Consider the following 18360-nt stretch of genomic DNA (forward strand, 5'->3'; position numbering starts at 1 on the left):
TCATTGCGCCGACGGCAAGGCCTTGCCGTACCGATCCCAGTGCGTCGCCAGTTCCTTCACGACCACACTTCCCACAGTATAGGCTGCATCGACCGAAGCCTGAAAACCTGAAAAACCCGTTTCATGCGCTTCGTCTGACAGAAGCTGCGCCGCGCTCTGCCCCGGCGGCGGCATGTCGAAATTGCTGGCTGTCCGCAGGATCAGCGCACGCTTCGGATCAACACGCCCGGCCTTGCCCTGCAGAGCCAGAGCCTGACAGAACGCAACGTCCTCTTCCGCCGTCGTAGCCATCACGCCCTGTCCATCCGTCCAGTATTTCACCCAGCGCTCGGCCCACTGGTTCATTTTCGCGCCGACCCAGAACGTCTCGCCTGAAATCGTGTCGCCAAGCTGCACGGAAGGGGGCTTCTGGGCTGCGGCAAAACCAGTGTAACGCAGGCGCGAGTCCTTCAGCCCGACATTGTCGGGAAGCGTGATGTCCTTCGTCAGCCCATAGGCCCACTGCACGAGGGCCGGGTCGAGCGTGTATTCCATGTCCCCCATGCCGGAATGCAGCGCAGGGCGCGGCTTTTCATCCGGAGTGCTGCCCTGCACGGGCGTAAACCCGTCCGGCCAGGAGGCGGGAATTTCGCGTGGGTCCACCAGATGGGACAGACCACCATTGATAACGCGCGGCGCCCAGACAGCCGAGCCGATGGTCCCGAAATTCGGATCAATCCCGCCAATCCCTGCCAGCACGAAATAGGCGTGACGCAGATCGAACCGCGGATCGAGCACGAGTGCTGTGATGGCCGAGGCCATATGCTCCGGCCCCTCGCCGCTTGCGATGCCCAGAACATGCAGATCCGGATTGTAGTGCATCACGTCATGATCGGTGCCGGGGGCCGGGATCGTCTGCTGCAGGGGCAGTTTTTCGATCCAGTTCTGGTATTCGCCCGCCGTATCGCCCGTATCCTTGCCGATCTCGAACGTCGTGACGACCACGACCCGAACGGGGATCGGGGCATGGGCCAACGCCAGACCAGACGCACAGAGGGACAGGAGCGCGGCCCCGAAAACGGTTGAGACAGATTTCACTGATAGAGACCCTCATGTGTGACAGCGGCTTCGAACGTGCCGAACCGCTCTTCAAGCGCCCATTGCAGACGGGCTTTTTCGCTGGATTTCAAAAACGCCGTGCAGGACGCGGATGTGACGGGCAAAGTCTGGCAGGCCGGAACGAACTGCCCCGGCTGATGATCGGACCATAAGCTTGGGCCTGGCACGAACGCATACTCCAGCCCGGCGCGGGACAGCGTTTTCAGATCGGCATAGGACAGATCATAGGTCTGAGCCGCACGGACATATTCCTGTGTCAGATCCCCACGTGAGACGCCCTCATCATCCGTGGACAACGCCATCGGCACCCCGGCGCGGCGATACAGCGAAAACGGATGGGCCGCGCCTTTAACGCCGAGGATTTCGTCATTGCTGGTCAGGTTGATTTCCACCATTACAGAACGCCGCGCCATTTCGGACAGCAGCGATTCAGGATCGTCCTCCAGCGCCACATCCACGCCATGCCCGATCCGGCTGGCGCCTGCCACTTCGACGGCAGCGCGGATATGATGGCGCAGGCCTTCGGTCGGGACGAGGCCTGTCGTGAGTTCCCCGGCATGCAGGCTCAGTTTCACACCCGGATACACGCCGTTCAGGAAATGAAACATCCGCATATGCAGGTCGTAATCGCGCATGGCAGTCGCGTCGTCTTCAGGGGCGACGATATTCAGCCCAACGAAGCGCGGATCGGCTTTCACGGTCGCATATCCAGCATCAAGTTGCGCATAAACGGCCTGAGGCGGCAGCGTCCGCAGGGTCTGGAACAGGTAGCGCACCGTGACCGCGCATCCCGGATGGGCCTGCGGTGTTCCACATTTCAGCACGTCGCGGGCCTGAGCCTCCATCCGGTCCGTCTCGGCGCGCGCCTTCTGCACCAGTGCCGGAATTTCCGGAGCAAGCGCCTGATGCGTGGAAGCGAGGTCATCGCCCTGCAACGGATGATGGAAACCGGCCCCGATCATCGGACCAATCCCGGGCGAGATCATCAGTTCCAGATACGTCACATGGTCGCGCGCGGCACGGTCGCGGGCTTCGGCCAGCATCTCGCCCTCATGCGCGTCGGCGATGGCGGTAAATCGGGCGAAGGTCGCGAAGAAATGGTCATGGCCGGAAGCATCCCCCGGCGACGGCACAAAGTCGCGCATGGACAGCGCATCGATCAGCGCATTTTCCGATCCCGCATGGTGCGATAGGTCGGCAGCAGGAAATTCGCCGTCTCCAGAATGGGTGCAGGCATGATCGAGAATGCGTTTTTCCGTCAGGGACACGCACAGCCCATCGCGCGCAGCCCAGTCCAGCATGCTTTCGGCATAAACCGCGCCAGCCAGATGATTGTGCAGATCCGCCCCTTTGGGAAAATCCCGCAGGAACATGTTCAGCCGGACCGGATCGTTCCGGACGTGATCGTAAACCTGTGCGGCAGACGGGGCAGCCTGTGCGACCGGATGCAGTGCCAGAACGGAAATCATGCCCAGAACAGCAGCGGGCAGAATGGAGCGGAAAGGATGTCGCATGGCCCAACGATGCCGCTCCGTCCCCGACGTGGCAAGCCATTTTCAGATCGTGACAAACCCTGTCTGAAACGGGCCTTCCGAACACTGGAAAAGCTGGTCCATTTGCATGCCCGATGACATAATGGATGTCCGTTCACCGGTGAGACCAATCCTTTTTCATGCCTGATTTTCCGACACCCGACACAGGGCTTGAAACCCGGATTGCGGACCATGCGCGTCATCTGGGTTTTGATGCGGTCGGGTTCTGCAAGGCCGAACTCGGGCCGGAGGTCGCGCAGGGTCTGCAGGAATTCGTCGCTCAGGGTCATCATGGAACAATGGAATGGATGGAGACGCGCATCGAAGAACGTGCCCATCCTCAGGCGCTCTGGCCCGAAGTGCGAAGCGTAATTTCGCTAGGCCTGTCTTATGCCCCGGCGGAAGGCCCGACGACCGATCCCGAATGCGGCAATATTTCCGTCTATGCCCGTAACCGCGACTATCACGATGTCATCAAGGGCATGCTCAAACATCTGGCACAGTATGTCGTGAAGCTGGGCGGACCGGAGACGCAGGTGAAGGTGTTCGTCGATACCGCGCCGGTTTCGGAGCGCGCACTGGCAGAGAAGGCGCAGCTCGGCTGGACGGGAAAGCATACCTGTCTCGTGTCGCGGGAACATGGCTCCTGGCTGCTTCTGGGCGAGATCTACACCACGCTGGAGCTCGCGCCTTCTGCGCCCAAAGGTGGAAGCTGCGGATCCTGCACGCGCTGCCTGACAGCCTGCCCGACCGATGCCTTTACCGCGCCCTACCGGATGGATGCGCGCCGCTGCATTTCGTATCTGACGATCGAGCACAAAGGTCCGATCCCGCACGAACTGCGCGCGAAGATCGGCAACCACATCTATGGCTGCGACGATTGCCTGTCCGTCTGTCCGTGGAACCGCTTTGCCGAAAGCGCGCGGCATATCAAACTTCAGGCCCGCCCCGAACTGGTGGCGCCGAAACTTGAGGAACTGGTCCGGTTGGATGATGCGAGTTTCCGGACACTCTTTTCCGGCTCGCCCATCAAGCGGATCGGGCGCAACCGGTTTGTACGCAACGTGCTGATCGCCATCGGCAATTCCGCCGATCCATCGCTCCTCCCCGCTGCGCAGGACCTGCTGACAGACCCGGACCCGGATATTGCCGAGACGGCAGACTGGGCCATCAAACAGCTTGAGGACCAACCGGCATGAGCGATCTCGTCAAACGCAGTCTGTCCCTGTCCGGCCATCGGACGTCCGTGGCACTCGAACCCGAATTCTGGACGGTTCTGGACATGATCGCCACAACGCGCCAACAGAGCTTTGCCTCACTCGTCGCCTCGCTGGACGCGACACGGCCGCCCGAACGTCCGCTGGCGTCTGCGCTTCGGATTGCCGCACTTCTGCACCTGCAAAAGCGGATTGAAACCTCAGGCTAGGTGTTTAGTCCCAGCCAATCGGGGTGTTTGCGTTCGACCCAACGCAGGACGCGGCCCTGCAAACGGCGGAACAGTGCAATATCCTGTGACAGCAGCATCACGCCGACCGGCAGCATCCATAATCCGAGAACCGGCAGGATCGACAGAACGCCCCCCAGCATGAACAGCACGCCCGCCGGAATTCGTACCCATTTATGCGACGGCTCCCGCAGCCAGTTCAGCACTGTCTGCAACTTCTCGGGCAGCCGGCGGATCAGAAGCTCCATCAGTTCGTCGTCAGTACGAGGGGGCAGCGAAGAAGTCATGCAAATATCCGTCAAACAGTCTGAAACCCTGACAGCACAAAGCCTGAAGAGGGGCCGGGTTCGTCATTCCGCTTCCATAGCACGCCTCACGCAAAAGCTTTCAGACCGCGTGACGTGCGGCTGTACGATCTGTCATTTGCCGCCGAGGATGGGCGTGCTAGGCTGAACTCATGGCTATCTGGGGCAAGATGTTCGGTGGTGTCGCGGGTTTCGCGGTTGGTGGTCCTTTCGGAGCGCTGATGGGCGCGGCCTTGGGACATGCTGCCGATAGCGGTTCCCTGCTCAAACCCTCGACAGGCGGATGGAGCGAGCGTTTTCCTGCAAATGGTCGGCCTGACCCCAACAGCGCGGCCTTTTTTGGAGCGGCCAAGATTGCGGCGGCGCTGGGCAAGCGGGATCAGCTTTACGCGATCGGGCTTGTCGCCCTATGTGCAAAGCTTGCCAAGATCGACGGCCCGGTCAACCGGCACGAAATCAACGCTTTCAAAACCTGCTTCCAGTTCCCTTCCGACAACGTCAAGGAAGTCGGCATGTTGTTCGACCGCGCCCGCGACCGGACGGACGACTTCGAGATGTATGCCCGCGAAATGGGCGCCGCCTATGCCGACAACACGGCACCGCTTGAAAACCTCATGACGGCCCTGTTCCGCATCGCCCGTGCCGATGCCGGACCAGACCGCAAGCTGCACCCTAAGGAAGTCGACTTTCTCCAGCGTGTCCACCGCGCCTTCGGCCTCCCTGCGGGGGCGTGGGATCGGGCGGAAAGTGGCAATAGCCGCGCTGCCAGTTCGAACGAACCGGACGCCTATCGCATTCTCGGCATCACGCGCACTGCCACTGATACCGAAGTACGTGTCCGCTGGCGGACCCTGATCCGCGAGCACCATCCGGACGTTCTGGCACAGAAACCCATGTCCGAAGCCGAGCGCCGCCGCGCGCAGGACAAGGTCGCCCGCATCAATGCCGCCTGGGACCGCATCAAGCGCGACCGGCAGCTTTGATCTTTCGCAATATTGCGGAAACTTTTATTCACTAACGCGCGTAAAGCAGTCTCAACCGGCAAGAGAGATGTGCCATGGGACTGATCCTTCTTGTAATCCTGATCCTCCTGCTGATCGGTGCGCTGCCGTCATGGCCGTACAGCTCAAAATGGGGCTACTACCCGTCCAGCGGCCTTGGCCTGATCGTGGTCATTGTCGTGATTCTTGTCCTGATGGGGCAGATCTGAGCTAAAAAACCGCGCTCCTCACAGAGCGCGGTTTTTTAGACCCGAAAGGAGTCTTCAGGCCGGAATGGCGGCCTTCACACCCTTTTCGCGAATGACCTTCCGCAGCGCGATGACCTTCTGATCCAGTTCGGACGTGTCCAGATCGCGCCATCCGTCAAATGCCGGAAGCTTCAGAGAACTCTCGAAATCGTCAGCCTTGGCCAGCTTCCATTCGGCTTCGCCATAAGTCGGCTCGGACGATTCATACGTCCCGCCCTTCTCGTCCCGTCCACGCAGCATTTCGAGATAGGACGCAATTCCGAACGCAATGCGTGACAGATCCCGCTTGCCTTCGATCGCCCGGCGCACGGTTTCCGTCCAGAACACCTGAACCTTGGAACAGCCATCGCTGGCAATCCGGAGCGTTTGGTCCGACATCGCCTTGTTGGAAAAGCGGCTGATGACGCTGTCCCGATAGCCTTCGAGCGTCATGCCTGACGGCGCCTTCAGGGTCGGGATGACATCCTTGTTGAGGTAGTTCTTCAGATTGCCAAGGAGTTCGCCGTCTTCGATGGCGTCATCCACATTCTCATAGCCAACCATAATGCCCGGGAAACAGAGCGTGACGTGCCCGGCATTGAGCATCCGGATTTTGACGTGCTCCCAGTCCGTCACGTCTCCGACCATCTGCACACCCGCTTTTTCAAGCGGCGGACGACCATCGGCGAACTGGTCTTCCAGAACCCACTGATGGAAATCTTCTGCCACCAGCGGCAGGTCGTCATCCAGTCCGCTGGCCGTATTCAGTTTATTCGCAATGGCAGCCGAGACAGTTGGGGTAATGCGATCAACCATTCCGTTCGGGAAAGTCGCGTTCTCTTCAATCCATTTTGCCAGTTCCGGATCGCGCGCTTTCGCATAGCCGAGGAAAGCCTTGCGGGCGACCTTGCCATTATGGCGCAGGTTGTCGCAGGACATAACCGTAAACGCCTTGTGTCCGGCATCCCGGCGACGACGCAGAGCCTCGACGACATAACCGAAGACCGTGGACGGCTTTTCCGGGTTCTGCAGATCGGCTTTCACCGCCGCATTCTCCAGATCGAACGCACCCGTCGTCTCATTGATGTTGTAGCCGCCTTCCGTGATCGTCATGGAGACAATGCGGATCGCCGGATCGGCAAGATGCTTCAGCACGGCTTCCGGATCGGCCGGGGCCAGCAGGTAATCGCGCAGTGCACCCATGACGCGCACCGTGCTTTTGCCGGATGGGGCTGTCTCGGTCAGGGAATACAGGCAGTCCTGCTTTTTGAATTCCTCGGCCTTTTTCTTTGAGCGGTCACTGCCCGTCAGACCAACGCCGATAATCGCCCAGTCAGGCGCGTGTTCGAGGATCTGCTCCACATAAAACGCCTCATGCGCCCGGAAAAAATTGCCGACACCGAAATGCACGATCCCCGGTTTCACACCGTCAATGTCGTAAGGGGGCGCCTGGACATTGGCAGGAAGAGATTTGAGGGTTTCGCGCGTAATCATGGACTTCTCCGTGGTTTCGGGCCGGTCGCTGACGGGGACCGACAAGGCCGGGCATGTGCCATCATAGCCTTCGAACAACGCAAAAGCCGAATAACGGTTTCAACACCCCCCGGCGCCGTCCGCCGCAAAGACCCTAGAAAAGAGGCGTCAGAGCCCTTTCATGCCACTTACATCTTCGCGCATGACCACGCCGACAGCTCTTTCCAGATCTTCCCGGAAAAGGGACATCACAAAGCGCATCTCCGGCCTGGTCTGTTCTTCCAGACGTGGCAGGAGATGAAGAATTTCTTCATCCTGCGCCTGTCGCGGATGCCGGCTGTTCTTCGTGGTCAGTTGTTCTTCACAACTATGTGCCAGCGCCCGGAGCGCATGGCTCAGCCCCTTGTACAACGGCATCAGGCCGGTATTTCCTGCCGCGCGCCCCGTCGCAATGGCCCGCGCGACCAGCATCGTGTCATTCAGCAGGCGCCTCATAAGCCGGGGCAACGCTGCCAGAACCGGATCACGTTGTTCCAGTTCCTTCAGCCGCTCGCGCCGCGCTTCGGTAACGGCGTCCTCAAGCTCTATCAGCAGGGCCACACAGTCATCGTTCTGCTGCTCGATGGCCGTCCATCCCGTATTCTGGTCGAGCGCACTTTTAAGAAGCTGGTCCATGCGCCGTAACAGACGCCCTGCCGTATGAAACGCCTGCTTGCGCGCGCTGCTGTGCAGAATGAGGAACGATACGACGATCGACACCGCCACGCCCATGACAATGGCCAGAAGCCGCGTGACCAGCGGCAAAAACGGGCTGCCCTGACTGGGAAACAGATATACGATCATCAGCGTGATGCAGGCGAAACGCAGCGTCGGCTGAATGGCCGTCAGGAACACCAGCGGCGTCAGCATGATCCAGAACGGAACCCAGCGCAGACCCGTCGTGATTTCCAGCACGACCGCGCACCCGCCCGCCAGCGCTCCGATCACCGTTCCGCTGATCTGGTCGCGGGCCGTGGCCATGGTCTGACTGATGCTGGACTGCGTCACGATCAGGGCCGTAACCAGCGCCCAGATCGTTTCCTGCAGATGCATGAGCGATCCAACGATCCACGCCACGACCACCGACACCAGAACCCGGATGGTCTGGCGTATTGCGGGACGCATGACTTCGCGCCAACTGCTGTTCCGGGGCAGCGTAGGCAGCCAGGCTCGGCCCAGACGTATCAGAACATTCATGCTCACATTTCAGTTCAGGTGAAAATCAGTTCCCCAGAAAGGGCACCGGAACCCAGCGCAGCCCGTCGTCGTCCTGCACCAGCAGCAGGGCTTCCGTCTTCTTACGCTCGTGCAGACCCTGCACGGCCTTGGCGAAATCGTCCGGGGTGTTGATCTGGTCCTGCCCGACCTGCGTAATCACGTTGCCTTCCACAATCCCACGCGAGGCGGCGGGGCTGCCTGCCTCGACCCGCGAGACGAGAACGCCGCGCTGGTCGTCAGACAGCGCATATTGCGTGCGTGCGTCCGCGTCGATCGCACTGACCGTCACCCCCAGCTCACCCAGAGCCGCATGGCGGTGTTCCGGCTGGTGCGTGTCTGATGGCGGCATATCCGGCGGCGTGGGGGACTGCGCGAGCGTGATCGGCAGCGTTTTGAGGGCACCCTTGTGCCAAACGGCCAACTGCGCCTGCGTCCCCGGCAGAATGGAGGCAATGATGCGCGGCATGGTCTGGCCGGTCACGTCCTGATCATTGACGCGGGTGATGATGTCGCCAACCTCAAGACCCGCTTTTGCAGCCGGGCCTTTCGGATCGATTTCAGAAATCAGCGTTCCCTTGCCGTTGGAGCCGTCCGGCTTGCGGAAATCGAGCGTCTCGGCAATGTCGTTCGTCACATCCTGGAATTTCAGCCCCATCCAGCCGCGCGAGACATGCCCGGTGCGCCGAAGCTGGTCGATGATCCCCCGTGCATCATCCGCCGGAATGGCAAAACCAATCCCGATGGAATCGCCGCCCGAGCCGCCATAGATCAGCGTGTTGATGCCAATGACCTCACCGGACAGATTGAACAGCGGACCGCCGGAATTGCCGCGATTGATGGCGGCATCCGTCTGGATGTAGTCGTCATACAGACCGTGTTCGACGTTTCGTCCGCGCGAGGAAATGATGCCCGCCGTGACGGTTCCGTTCAGCCCGAACGGGTTGCCGATCGCCAGAACCCAGTCCCCGATCCGCGCTTTGTCGCTCCGGCCCAGTGGAACGGTCGGAAGCGGATGCTTCGGCTTGACCTCCAGCACGGCCAGATCGACCTGACTGTCCCGTCCCACGATCCGCGCCGGCATCTCGGTCCCGTCCTGAAGCGTGACGCTGACCTGATCTGCCCCTTCAATCACGTGGTTGTTCGTCACGATGATGCCGGACGCATCAATAATGAAGCCCGAACCCAGCGCCTGCTGACGACGCGGCGGATGGTTCGGGGCCGGTTTATGTTTCAGGTAATCATGAAAGAATTTTTCCAGCGGTGAGCCCTGCTGGAACGGGGGCACCTGCGGGCCGTCCGGATCGCTGGAATCGGGCCCCTTATCATCTGTCTTCGCAGGCTTGAGCACAGCAGAGGTCGAGACGTTCACGACCGACGGCAGAAGCCTGTTTGCCAGATCCGCAAAGCTCGATGGCACCGAACGTGGCGCAGGAGTCGGTACGGAAGACGGCTGGCCTGCAACCGGCGCAGCATCCTGAGCCAGCGCTGGAGCCGCGCTCAGCGCCCAGCCTGCGGAAAGGGACAGGGACAGCGCCAGAACGGAAACAGAAAGACGGACAGACGGGTTTTTCATGCCCCCACGCTAACGCAGAACATGGCCGTTCGTCACCATCCTGCCGTTCAAGGTGCGTTTGCAGCCCATTCATGATAGCGTCAAAATCTTTCCAGACGTGATATTTTCCCTGATGAGAGCCCGGCATGACTGACACCACGCCCCCCAACAACATGCCGCCCGCCTCCCCCGGGACGGACGCCTCCAGCGCCGAAACCCGCATTACTGATATCCTGAAATCCGAGCAGGACAGTCAGGGCTCGAACGTCCTGTCTTTCGCAGCGCTTGAGAGCGTCTCGGTTCAGAACGGCCATGCGCATGTCTCTCTGGCGACGTCACGGGACAACGCCTCGCGCGTGGAGCCCCTGCGGCCGCGCGTCGAAGCCGCGATTGCGAGCCTGCCGGGCATCACGGGCGCGACCCTGTCCTTCACGTCTCATCGCCCCGCAACGCCGGCCGCCGCCAACGCGCCCGCTGCGGGCGGAGGGCACCGCCCCTTCAATCTGGGCGACAAACGCCGCAACGCCGCGAGCCGACATGCTCCCGAAACACTCTTACCGGGTGTTAAGGCCGTTATTGCGGTCGCGTCGGGCAAGGGCGGTGTCGGTAAATCCACCACAGCCGTCAATCTTGCGGTCGGTCTTGCACGGGAGGGCCTAAAGACCGGGCTTCTGGACGCGGATATCTACGGCCCCTCACTTCCCCGCATGCTGGGACGCAACACGCGTCCGGACGTCGTGGATGGAACGATCCTGCCGATCGAAGCCTGGGGCCTGAAGAGCATGTCCATCGGCTATCTGGTGGACGAAAATCAGGCCATGATCTGGCGTGGCCCGATGGTCATGGGCGCGCTGACGCAGTTTCTGGGCGAAGTCGAATGGGGGGAACTCGACGTTCTCGTGATCGACATGCCCCCCGGCACCGGCGACGCGCAGCTGACGCTGGCCCAGAAGCTCGGCCCCAAACTTGCGACGGGTGGTGCGGTCATCGTCTCTACGCCGCAGGATATCGCGCTGCTGGACGCAAGACGCGGGGTGGCCATGTTCGAGCGGATGGAAACCCCGATCCTCGGCGTCGTCGAGAACATGTCCTATTTCTGCTGCCCGAACTGCAACCACCGGACGGAGTTGTTCGGACACGGGGGCGCAAAGGCCGAAGCTGAAAAAATGGGCGTTCCGTTCCTCGCGGAAATCCCGCTGCTCGCCGATATTCGCGCAAGTGGCGATGACGGGACCCCGATCATCCTGTCCGCACCCGACAGCGAAGCGGCTCAGGCCTATACACGGCTTGCGCAGGCTGTCGCCCGTTCCCTGTCTTCCGAACACAGCACGAAAGAGCCGTCATGATCCGTATTCTTCTTATCGGCGCCTGCCTGACAGGAGCAGGCCTGACGCTGGCTGGCTGCTCCCATACGGTCACGCATCAGGGGCTTTCTTCCGACGGCTATGGCTTTACGAAAGACTCGCAGCATCTGCCGCCGCCCGCCGATCTGACCACGCCTATCCCGCACTGAAATCCAAACGAAAATCCGGCACGCGAACAGAGAATCGTTTTCGGGAGCTTGACCTGACAGCCCCGAACATGGAAAAAGCCGCACTGCCGATGCCGGGTTAGCACAGTGGTAGTGCAGCGGTTTTGTAAACCGAAGGTCGGGGGTTCAAATCCCTCACCCGGCACCAGCTTTTCCAAAAAGCATGGCGACAGCAGCTAACGGACGGTCAACGCCGTTCAGGGCGTAGTTTACCTGCGCATTTTTGCCACAAAATCAGAATTCTCACCCGCACCAGTAATGCACAAGTATCGCACCCGCAGAGGGTGAAATGTGGGTATTCCAATAATCTTCTTGACAGACTTGGCGCCAAATCCTGATCGGGCTTGCGACCCGATTCTAAAATTATTGTATTAAATCAGCGCATTAGAAAATTTTACGCACCCAAACATACGAATCGGAACACTTCAGACAGACGGCAATACCCTGTGGATAAGTCTGTTTGTAAAAAGCTCTGAGATAAGTGTGATAAAATTCACACGAATCCGCAGCGAATCTCTCACGACAGCTCACAAAGTAAAAAAACAGACAATCTCTGATTTTACTTATCGTTTACTGAATTGAATATTTTATGAAGCTGGCCAGAAAAAGTGAATAGCAACAGATATCAGGACAAGAGAGATAGCAATCCCAGCCCAGACAAGAAGACTGGGTGGCTTTACAGGAGCGTCTTCCACAGGACTTTCAGCCTGCGCCTCCCGGGCCTCGCTCATCAGCCGTTCAAGATCGCTTTCGGCGGAATCCTTCCCGGCAGATGCAAAGCCGGGGCTGGGCTCAGGATTAAGCATCCAGAACCGCCGCCATTTCAGACCATTCCCGCTTGGTCAGACCGGAATTTTCCTGCGTGACGGTTTCACCCGCCAGACGCCGCCGCACAACCTTCAGCATCCCGGCCGAAAGCGTAAAGGCGCCAAGGCGGTATTCCTCGAATGCTGCAGACGTCGCGGGCACCCAGGCTTTAAGAATTTCGATCATCTTTTCCGCATAGACGCGGATCTCGTACTGCGCATGCGGATCGGCGCGCAAGGCGAGGAAATGCATCAGATTGTGCAGGTCAATCTTCCAGTACCACTGCGTATAGGTGTTCAGGGTCAGATTGATCCGTGCAAGCTCACGCGCCAGTCCCGTCCCCTCAGGGTTCAGCAGACTTTCGTAATCGTCATAGCACTGGCTGGCATCCCGACGCAGGATTTCGAGAACCTCATGAGCCGTCTCGGCATCCAGTGCGTCACTGCGTCCCTGCCGGTTCGAACTGCTCTGCGTCGCCACCTGATCGGGTGCTGGAAGGTAAAACTCCCGGTCCAGAATGGAATAGCGCGCCGAATATTCGTTCACGCTCGCCATACGGTGACGAATCCACTGCCGCGCGACGAACACGGGCAGCTTTACGTGGAATTTGATCTCGCACATCTCGAACGGCGTCGAATGACGGTGACGCATCAGATAGCGGATCAGACCCGCATCTTCGGAGACCTTCTTCGTCCCGCGGCCATAGGACACGCGCGCAGCCTGCACGACCGCGCCATCGTCGCCCATATAATCGACCACGCGCAGGAAACCATGATCCAGCACCTCGAAAGGCGTGAAAAGCAGATTTTCCATCGCCGCCACGGTCGGACGGGACGTAAGCTGGGGTTCGCTGCGCTGAGCTTCGATCTCGGCGCGCTGTTCGGATGTCAGTGCCATGGCGGCGGCTTTAGCATGCGCTTTCGTCCCGCGTCATCCGAATGAATCGGATTGACACGATTCCGAACGTCTAATTTTTTTCGTGGCCTCTTTTCCCTTGCGGGCGAACAGCCGCACTCCTATGTTCATCAGTGCAAGGGGTTCGTCCCCGGCTATGGCGATAAACGGTAAGTGGAATAAGTGTTGTGGACCCGGGGGCAGTGCCCGGCGTCTCCACCATGAAAAACCCCTCGAAAAAGGGGTCTGTGGGGACGAAACAGGCTCGACGCGCACGGTAAAGACTTATCTTTTGCCCGGCATTGTACCACCGTCATCGGGCTAAACTTACAAGTGCCAACGATAACTCAGAGGTGCTCGCTGTCGCTGCATAAGCGATAAGCGCGGTTCGGGAGGGCACCGGGCAACAGAAGCCTTCCCACCTCATCATGTCTCCGACATTCCTTTCAAAGACGGCTTGCCATCTGTGCCCGTCTGTCGCATCCCTTGATGAAAGTTGACCGAAACATCAGGCTTGCGACCATGAGCGACGACGATCACAACGGCCAGGACGGCTTCGAGCACGAGCTTCCCGAGAGCCTTCTCCCCTATGATGACTGGGTGGAAGACGCCTATCGTGAAGTCATGCTGCGTGCGATCGAGCATGTTGCGGCTGAGGGACTGCCGGGGGCCCATCACTTCTATCTGACGTTCCGCACGAACCGGCCGGATGTGATTATCCCTGCCCGTCTGCGGGCGCAGTATCCCGAAGAAATGACCATCGTCCTCCAGCACCAGTTCTGGGATCTGGCGCTGGACCGCGACAAGAACGTGATTTCGGTCGGTCTGTCCTTCGGCGGCGTTGGGAGCATCCTGTGCATTCCCGTCAACGCCATCACGGCCTTTGCCGACCCCCATATCCGGATGGCCCTGCGCTTCAACCATTCCCCCCTTGAGGACGATGAGGACATCGAAATCCCCGAAGGTGCGGTTGAACCCGACGATATCGACCCGGCCCACCATCCAGACGTCCAGCCCGAACCCTCTGCTTCGGAAGACGGCAAAAAAGACGCGGAAGTGGTCAGCCTCGCGGCCTTCCGCAAACGTCCGCCTAGCTAGGCGTTAGCCAGAGTGTATGGTTCCAGCTTAGACTGACTGGAACCAGTGGCCTGAATGTCGCTTTCATGAGGGATCCCCATGCGCTTTACCGTCGATCGCCTTGACCATATCGTGCTGACCGTCCGCAACCGGGACCTGTCTGCGTCCTGGTATCAGCGGGTTCTGGGCATGGATATCGACGAATATGGGCGCAACAACCGCGTGGCCCTAAGCTTTGGTGGTCAGAAGATCAATCTTCGCCCCGAAGGTGCGGAAGGCTGGGATACCGCCGGAGCCGCTGCGCCGGGAACGTCGGATCTGTGCTTCACAACGGCCATCGCCAGCGAACAGATCATCAAGCATCTGGAAAAATGCGGTGTGGAAATCGTTGAAGGCCCAGTCGCGCGTCTAGGCGCCCTTGGTCCGATCACATCCGTTTATTGCCGTGACCCGGATGGCAATCTGATCGAACTGGCCTCCTATAACGGCTGAAGGCGGCAGCTCGCTCCACCGCCTTCAGATCGCGTTACCAGTTCTTGGAAATCAGCCAGAATTCCTCAGAAGTGAGGGTAATGGCGTTGCAGTCTTTGGTTTCGGCGGCGGCCTTGGCAAGCGCGTGAATCCGCTCGATCATGATCGTTTTGCGCTGATGGGCCTCGGACGTTTCCTTCACGGTCGACAGGGTCTGGAGCGCGGATTCGGAGGCTTTGGCGACGCGTGCGGCGTCAATAGCGGCATAAGACATGAAATGTCTCCCTGAATGTAAAAACCCCTCGGAGCCTACTCCACGCCTGCCGGGATACCAACTCCATACCCCACAGAACAGGCGGGAGCGTCTTTAAACCGGAGTGACCGCCAACGCCGCTTCATACGCGTCCAGCACCTCTTCAGTCGGACCATCCATACGGATTTCCCCGCTTTCCATCCAGATGATGCGCGTACACCACTGTCGGAGAATCGATAGTGCATGGGACGTCACCACCAGAATTTCCGCGGCGTCGACCATGCCTTCAAGCCGTGCGCGGGCCTTGTCCTGAAATTTCTGGTCGCCGGCCATGAACCATTCATCCATCAGCAGGATCCGGGGGCGCGGGACCGTCGCAAGCGCAAAGCCCAGACGGACAGACATGCCGGAGGAATAGAGCCGGACCGGAAGATCGAAAAACGCTCCCAGATCCGAAAACGCCTCCACGTCCTTCTCCAGCTCCTGTGTCGCGACCCGTCCCATCCCCATACGGCAGGCGAAGAGCTGGATATTTTCGCGCCCCGTCAGCTCGCCATTCATGCCCGCATTAGGGTCAATAAGGGCATGGGTATCGCCTTCGATATCCAATGTCCCCTCGCCCGTTTCATAAATCCCGCCAAGGACACGCAGGAGCGTCGATTTTCCCGCCCCGTTATGTCCGACGAGCCCGATCCTCTCCCCTTCGGAAATCGTGAGGCTAATATTGAAAAGCGCCTGAACTTCCACGACTTCAGCGGAATTGCCGCTAATGCGCATCCTGCCGCCCACGGCGCCCGTTTTGGCGGCCACGGTGCTTTTCGCACGGGCCAGCAGCGTCTTCTTCAGAGAACGCGAGCCACCATGCAGAACGGGAAACGACAGGGAGAGATCTTCAAGACGGATATGGGCCATGATGTCAGATCCAGAAGACCAGACGCGCCCGCGCCCGGATAAACGCGCGTACCGCAATCAGCCAGAACACCACACTGGTGGTCAGTGCAATCCCCCAGATCTGCAGAGACGGCACACGCCCCAGCAGAGGCTCGCGCACAATTTCCAGCAACGGATAGAACGGATTGTAGAACAGATAGGACGCCTTTGCGCCGAGCTGCTGCGGCATCCAGATGACCGGCGTCACATAGAACACGATCTGCAACAGCGCTCCGACAATGGGTGCGATATCCCTGAAACGTGCGCAAAGAGAGCCGAACACCATGCAGGCAGCGAACCCGTCCAGAGCCCAGAGCAGAAGGGCCGGAAGCGCGAGAACGGCATTCACCCCCGGCCAGACATGATAAATGGCGAATACGGCGAGTGGCACCACGATATTATGGGCAAACACAATCGCATTCCGGACCACCACCCTCAGCGCGTAAAGCAGAAGCGGCAACTGGACGGAGCGAACCATGGCTTCCGCTTCCAGAAAGCAGGTGCAGGATTCCTGGATCAGGCTTGAAAGCCCTACGCTCCACAAGGTGAGCGACAGCGACAGGAACGGCAGATAGGTCGCAAGCTGCATATGAAACAGCCGACTGTACAGAACACCCATTGAGGCGACCATCAGCGCGGAGGTGATCGTCAGCCAGAACGGCCCCAGCGCCGACCCCCGATAGCGGAGCCGGATATCGAGCCAGCCCAGCCTGACGCCCAGTCTCCAGAGACGTCGGGTTTCCTTCCAGTCCGCCCAAGCCCGCGCAGCAGGGCTGCCACGGGGCATGTCACGACGGGTCTGCCTGCGCGGCGCTTCGTCCCGGGCAACATCGGAAGCTGGAGAAGGTACACTCATACTGTCCGCCTACCCGATCCCCTATGTCCCGGCAAGAAGACGCTACAGTGATCATCGTATTCCGGGAAGTTCATATTCGGGAAATGAATTTCCGCTACACTCAGACCAGTGGACAGTCCTGCCTCAGAAAATCTGCCCGCCAGAGCCCTTTTTCCTAGTTTCGCCGCAATCCCCGTGTATGCTTGGCGTAATGAGACCAGTTTTCCTCAGGTGCCCAGACCCGATGCCCAGACCCGTCTTTCCTTTCCGGACTTCTGTTCGCACTCTTTCTTTCATCCGTGCGGGCGCAGCGTTCGGTCTGGTCGGGCTTCTGGCGGCCTGTGCCGGCAACAATGCCGATATGGGATCGTCTTCGGAAATACCGGTCTCGCAGGAAGCGGCCAATTACCGCGCCCATGCAAAATCCTATTACGCCCCGCCCGGCCCCCCCGAAGACCCGTGGGGCCCTTATATCCGCGAGGCGTCCGAGCGCTTTGACGTGCCCGATGCCTGGATCCGGGCCGTGATGCAGCAGGAATCCGGCGGCCATCTTTTTGACCATAACGGCAATTTCATCACATCGGTTCCCGGCGCGATGGGCCTTCTGCAGCTCATGCCCCCGACCTATGACGACATGCGCCAGCAATACGGGCTTGGCGAAGATCCTTTCGATCCGCATGACAACATTCTCGCAGGCACGGCCTATCTGCGCCAGATGTATGATATTTATGGTTCCCCCGGCTTCCTTGCTGCCTATAATGACGGTCCGGGCAGCCTTGACCGTTATCTGCGTCGCGGCCGCGCACTGCCGCGCGAGACACGGAGGTATGTCGCCGCGATCGGGCCGCATATCGCCGGAATCACGCCCCGTAACCGCTCCGCTGCCGATCTTCTGGTCGCACAGCACGACCCCAATTCACAGGTCATGCTGGCACAGAACACCCAGCCTGCCGACATAGCGCCGACGACTTCGTCCTCTGAGCGACAGGCAGTCAGTGCGGCGTGGAGCCACCGGGAGGCAGCCGACACGGCCTCTGACGATACAGATTCCGACACACCGAATGCGACGCCGCAGAGCCCGGCATCGCCTGCCGAAGCTCCTGTTCAGGTCGCCTCCGCCGCGGGGTCTGAAGCGCCGACGAGTATCAGCGCCGCCTGGGCCGCCCGTGGTTATGCGCCAGCGCCCGCTCATCCTCTCGTGCGTCAGTCCTCCGTGCCCGCAGACGATGTGGCTGACAACCGCGTAACGGCACAGGAAATCCCAATCGGACATCACCTCCAGCCCCAGCCGATCATGGCCGTCATGCCCGCCACCCGACCCCAGTACCGCATGGCGCTTCCTGCGGCGTCCGCTCCGGCCAAAAACACGGCGACACCGGGAAATGCAGCCGGAAACTGGGCCATTCAGGTTGGCGCGTTTGCTAATGCCAAGCAGGCAAGCCTCGCCACGACCACAGCGCACAGCAAAGGTGGTGTTGTCGTGGCCTCCGCCCGATCGCAGGTTGAAAGCGTCAAAAATGGCCGGTCCCATCTCTATCGCGCGCGTTTGACGGGGCTGTCACATGAAAATGCGGTTGCAGCCTGCCGCCGTCTGTCGCACGGTTCTCCCTGCGTTGTGGTTCCGCCCGGCGCCTATTGATCCGTTTGCCGGGTCGCATGTCGGCCCACTTTTC

The 18360-nt window shown here is 60.0% G+C and carries 19 protein-coding genes, 1 tRNA gene and 1 other RNA gene; 11 read left to right on the plus strand and 10 right to left on the minus strand.

Annotation, left to right across the window (positions count from 1 at the left end; translation table 11 throughout):
- Both JK213_RS13170 and JK213_RS13175 read right to left on the minus strand, forming a co-directional pair.
- A complete protein-coding gene (locus JK213_RS13170) occupies positions 1-1077 on the minus strand; it encodes a purine nucleoside permease (RefSeq protein ID WP_194263165.1) in 1077 nt (358 codons plus the stop codon).
- Positions 1074-2612, minus strand: coding sequence for an adenosine deaminase (locus JK213_RS13175; protein ID WP_194263166.1), 1539 nt, complete (start codon positions 2610-2612; stop codon positions 1074-1076). The genes JK213_RS13170 and JK213_RS13175 overlap by 4 nt, the downstream gene beginning before the upstream one ends.
- A 158-nt stretch (positions 2613-2770) precedes the next feature.
- Here JK213_RS13175 and queG point away from each other — a divergent pair, with 158 nt between their 5' ends.
- Positions 2771-3829: a tRNA epoxyqueuosine(34) reductase QueG gene (queG, locus tag JK213_RS13180; protein WP_194263167.1), complete on the plus strand. Its 1059-nt coding sequence runs from the start codon at positions 2771-2773 to the stop codon at positions 3827-3829.
- Positions 3826-4056 carry a ribbon-helix-helix domain-containing protein gene (locus JK213_RS13185; protein WP_194263168.1) on the plus strand — a complete coding sequence of 77 codons (231 nt, stop codon included), beginning with the start codon at positions 3826-3828 and terminating at the stop codon, positions 4054-4056. The genes queG and JK213_RS13185 overlap by 4 nt, the downstream gene beginning before the upstream one ends.
- Here JK213_RS13185 and JK213_RS13190 read toward each other — a convergent pair.
- Positions 4053-4361 carry a hypothetical protein gene (locus tag JK213_RS13190; protein WP_194263169.1) on the minus strand — a complete coding sequence of 103 codons (309 nt, stop codon included), beginning with the start codon at positions 4359-4361 and terminating at the stop codon, positions 4053-4055. The genes JK213_RS13185 and JK213_RS13190 overlap by 4 nt on opposite strands.
- Before the next feature lie 170 nt (positions 4362-4531).
- Between JK213_RS13190 and JK213_RS13195 the strand changes: the two genes are divergently transcribed.
- Both JK213_RS13195 and JK213_RS13200 read left to right on the plus strand, forming a co-directional pair.
- Positions 4532-5362, plus strand: coding sequence for a TerB family tellurite resistance protein (locus JK213_RS13195; protein ID WP_194263170.1), 831 nt, complete (start codon positions 4532-4534; stop codon positions 5360-5362).
- A gap of 74 nt (positions 5363-5436) precedes the next feature.
- Positions 5437-5589, plus strand: a complete 153-nt coding sequence (locus tag JK213_RS13200) for a DUF3309 family protein (protein WP_077803360.1) — start codon at positions 5437-5439, stop codon at positions 5587-5589.
- A 54-nt stretch (positions 5590-5643) separates the two neighbouring features.
- Here JK213_RS13200 and JK213_RS13205 read toward each other — a convergent pair whose 3' ends face one another.
- The 3 genes from JK213_RS13205 to JK213_RS13215 all read right to left on the minus strand — a co-directional run bounded on the left by JK213_RS13205 (position 5644) and on the right by JK213_RS13215 (position 9910).
- Complete coding sequence (locus tag JK213_RS13205; RefSeq protein WP_194263171.1) at positions 5644-7101, minus strand: mannitol dehydrogenase family protein; 1458 nt, start codon at positions 7099-7101, stop codon at positions 5644-5646.
- Between the two features lie 147 nt (positions 7102-7248).
- Positions 7249-8316: an aromatic acid exporter family protein gene (locus JK213_RS13210; protein WP_194263172.1), complete on the minus strand. Its 1068-nt coding sequence runs from the start codon at positions 8314-8316 to the stop codon at positions 7249-7251.
- A 25-nt stretch (positions 8317-8341) separates the two neighbouring features.
- Positions 8342-9910: a Do family serine endopeptidase gene (locus JK213_RS13215; protein WP_194263173.1), complete on the minus strand. Its 1569-nt coding sequence runs from the start codon at positions 9908-9910 to the stop codon at positions 8342-8344.
- 125 nt (positions 9911-10035) lie between these two features.
- Here JK213_RS13215 and JK213_RS13220 point away from each other — a divergent pair, with 125 nt between their 5' ends.
- The 3 genes from JK213_RS13220 (at position 10036) to JK213_RS13230 (ending at position 11568) form a co-directional block, all read left to right on the plus strand.
- Entirely contained in the window at positions 10036-11235 is a 1200-nt protein-coding gene (locus JK213_RS13220; RefSeq protein ID WP_194263174.1) for an Mrp/NBP35 family ATP-binding protein, read from the plus strand.
- A complete protein-coding gene (locus JK213_RS13225; RefSeq protein ID WP_194263175.1) occupies positions 11232-11402 on the plus strand; it encodes a hypothetical protein in 171 nt (56 codons plus the stop codon). Before JK213_RS13220 ends, JK213_RS13225 begins: the two co-directional genes overlap by 4 nt.
- A gap of 91 nt (positions 11403-11493) precedes the next feature.
- A tRNA-Thr gene (locus tag JK213_RS13230) sits at positions 11494-11568 on the plus strand.
- A gap of 650 nt (positions 11569-12218) precedes the next feature.
- Here the strand turns inward: JK213_RS13230 and thyX are convergent.
- A complete protein-coding gene (gene thyX, locus JK213_RS13235; RefSeq protein ID WP_194263176.1) occupies positions 12219-13124 on the minus strand; it encodes an FAD-dependent thymidylate synthase in 906 nt (301 codons plus the stop codon).
- Between the two features lie 93 nt (positions 13125-13217).
- On the opposite strand from thyX, the gene ssrA reads away from it, so the two are divergent.
- The 3 genes from ssrA (at position 13218) to JK213_RS13250 (ending at position 14690) form a co-directional block, all read left to right on the plus strand.
- Positions 13218-13542: a transfer-messenger RNA gene (gene ssrA, locus JK213_RS13240) on the plus strand.
- Between the two features lie 101 nt (positions 13543-13643).
- Complete coding sequence (locus tag JK213_RS13245) at positions 13644-14219, plus strand: SspB family protein (RefSeq protein WP_194263177.1); 576 nt, start codon at positions 13644-13646, stop codon at positions 14217-14219.
- Positions 14220-14297: 78 nt separating this feature from the next.
- Positions 14298-14690, plus strand: coding sequence for a VOC family protein (locus tag JK213_RS13250; RefSeq protein WP_194263178.1), 393 nt, complete (start codon positions 14298-14300; stop codon positions 14688-14690).
- 34 nt (positions 14691-14724) lie between these two features.
- Here the strand turns inward: JK213_RS13250 and JK213_RS13255 are convergent, their stop codons facing one another.
- The 3 genes from JK213_RS13255 to JK213_RS13265 form a co-directional block, all read right to left on the minus strand.
- Entirely contained in the window at positions 14725-14943 is a 219-nt protein-coding gene (locus tag JK213_RS13255; protein ID WP_011252962.1) for a hypothetical protein, read from the minus strand.
- Positions 14944-15036: 93 nt separating this feature from the next.
- Positions 15037-15834 (minus strand): ABC transporter ATP-binding protein, encoded by a 798-nt coding sequence (locus tag JK213_RS13260; protein ID WP_194263179.1) that lies wholly within the window; start codon positions 15832-15834, stop codon positions 15037-15039.
- A gap of 4 nt (positions 15835-15838) precedes the next feature.
- The gene (locus JK213_RS13265; RefSeq protein WP_194263180.1) at positions 15839-16708 is read right to left on the minus strand and encodes an ABC transporter permease; all 870 of its coding nucleotides are present in this window, start codon (positions 16706-16708) and stop codon (positions 15839-15841) included.
- A gap of 223 nt (positions 16709-16931) precedes the next feature.
- Between JK213_RS13265 and JK213_RS13270 the strand changes: the two genes are divergently transcribed.
- Entirely contained in the window at positions 16932-18326 is a 1395-nt protein-coding gene (locus JK213_RS13270; RefSeq protein ID WP_194263181.1) for a lytic transglycosylase domain-containing protein, read from the plus strand.
- Positions 18327-18360: the final 34 nt, after the last annotated feature.

Origin of the sequence: Gluconobacter sp. Dm-44 (assembly GCF_018256175.1) — a bacterium.
Taxonomy (GTDB): domain Bacteria; phylum Pseudomonadota; class Alphaproteobacteria; order Acetobacterales; family Acetobacteraceae; genus Gluconobacter; species Gluconobacter cadivus.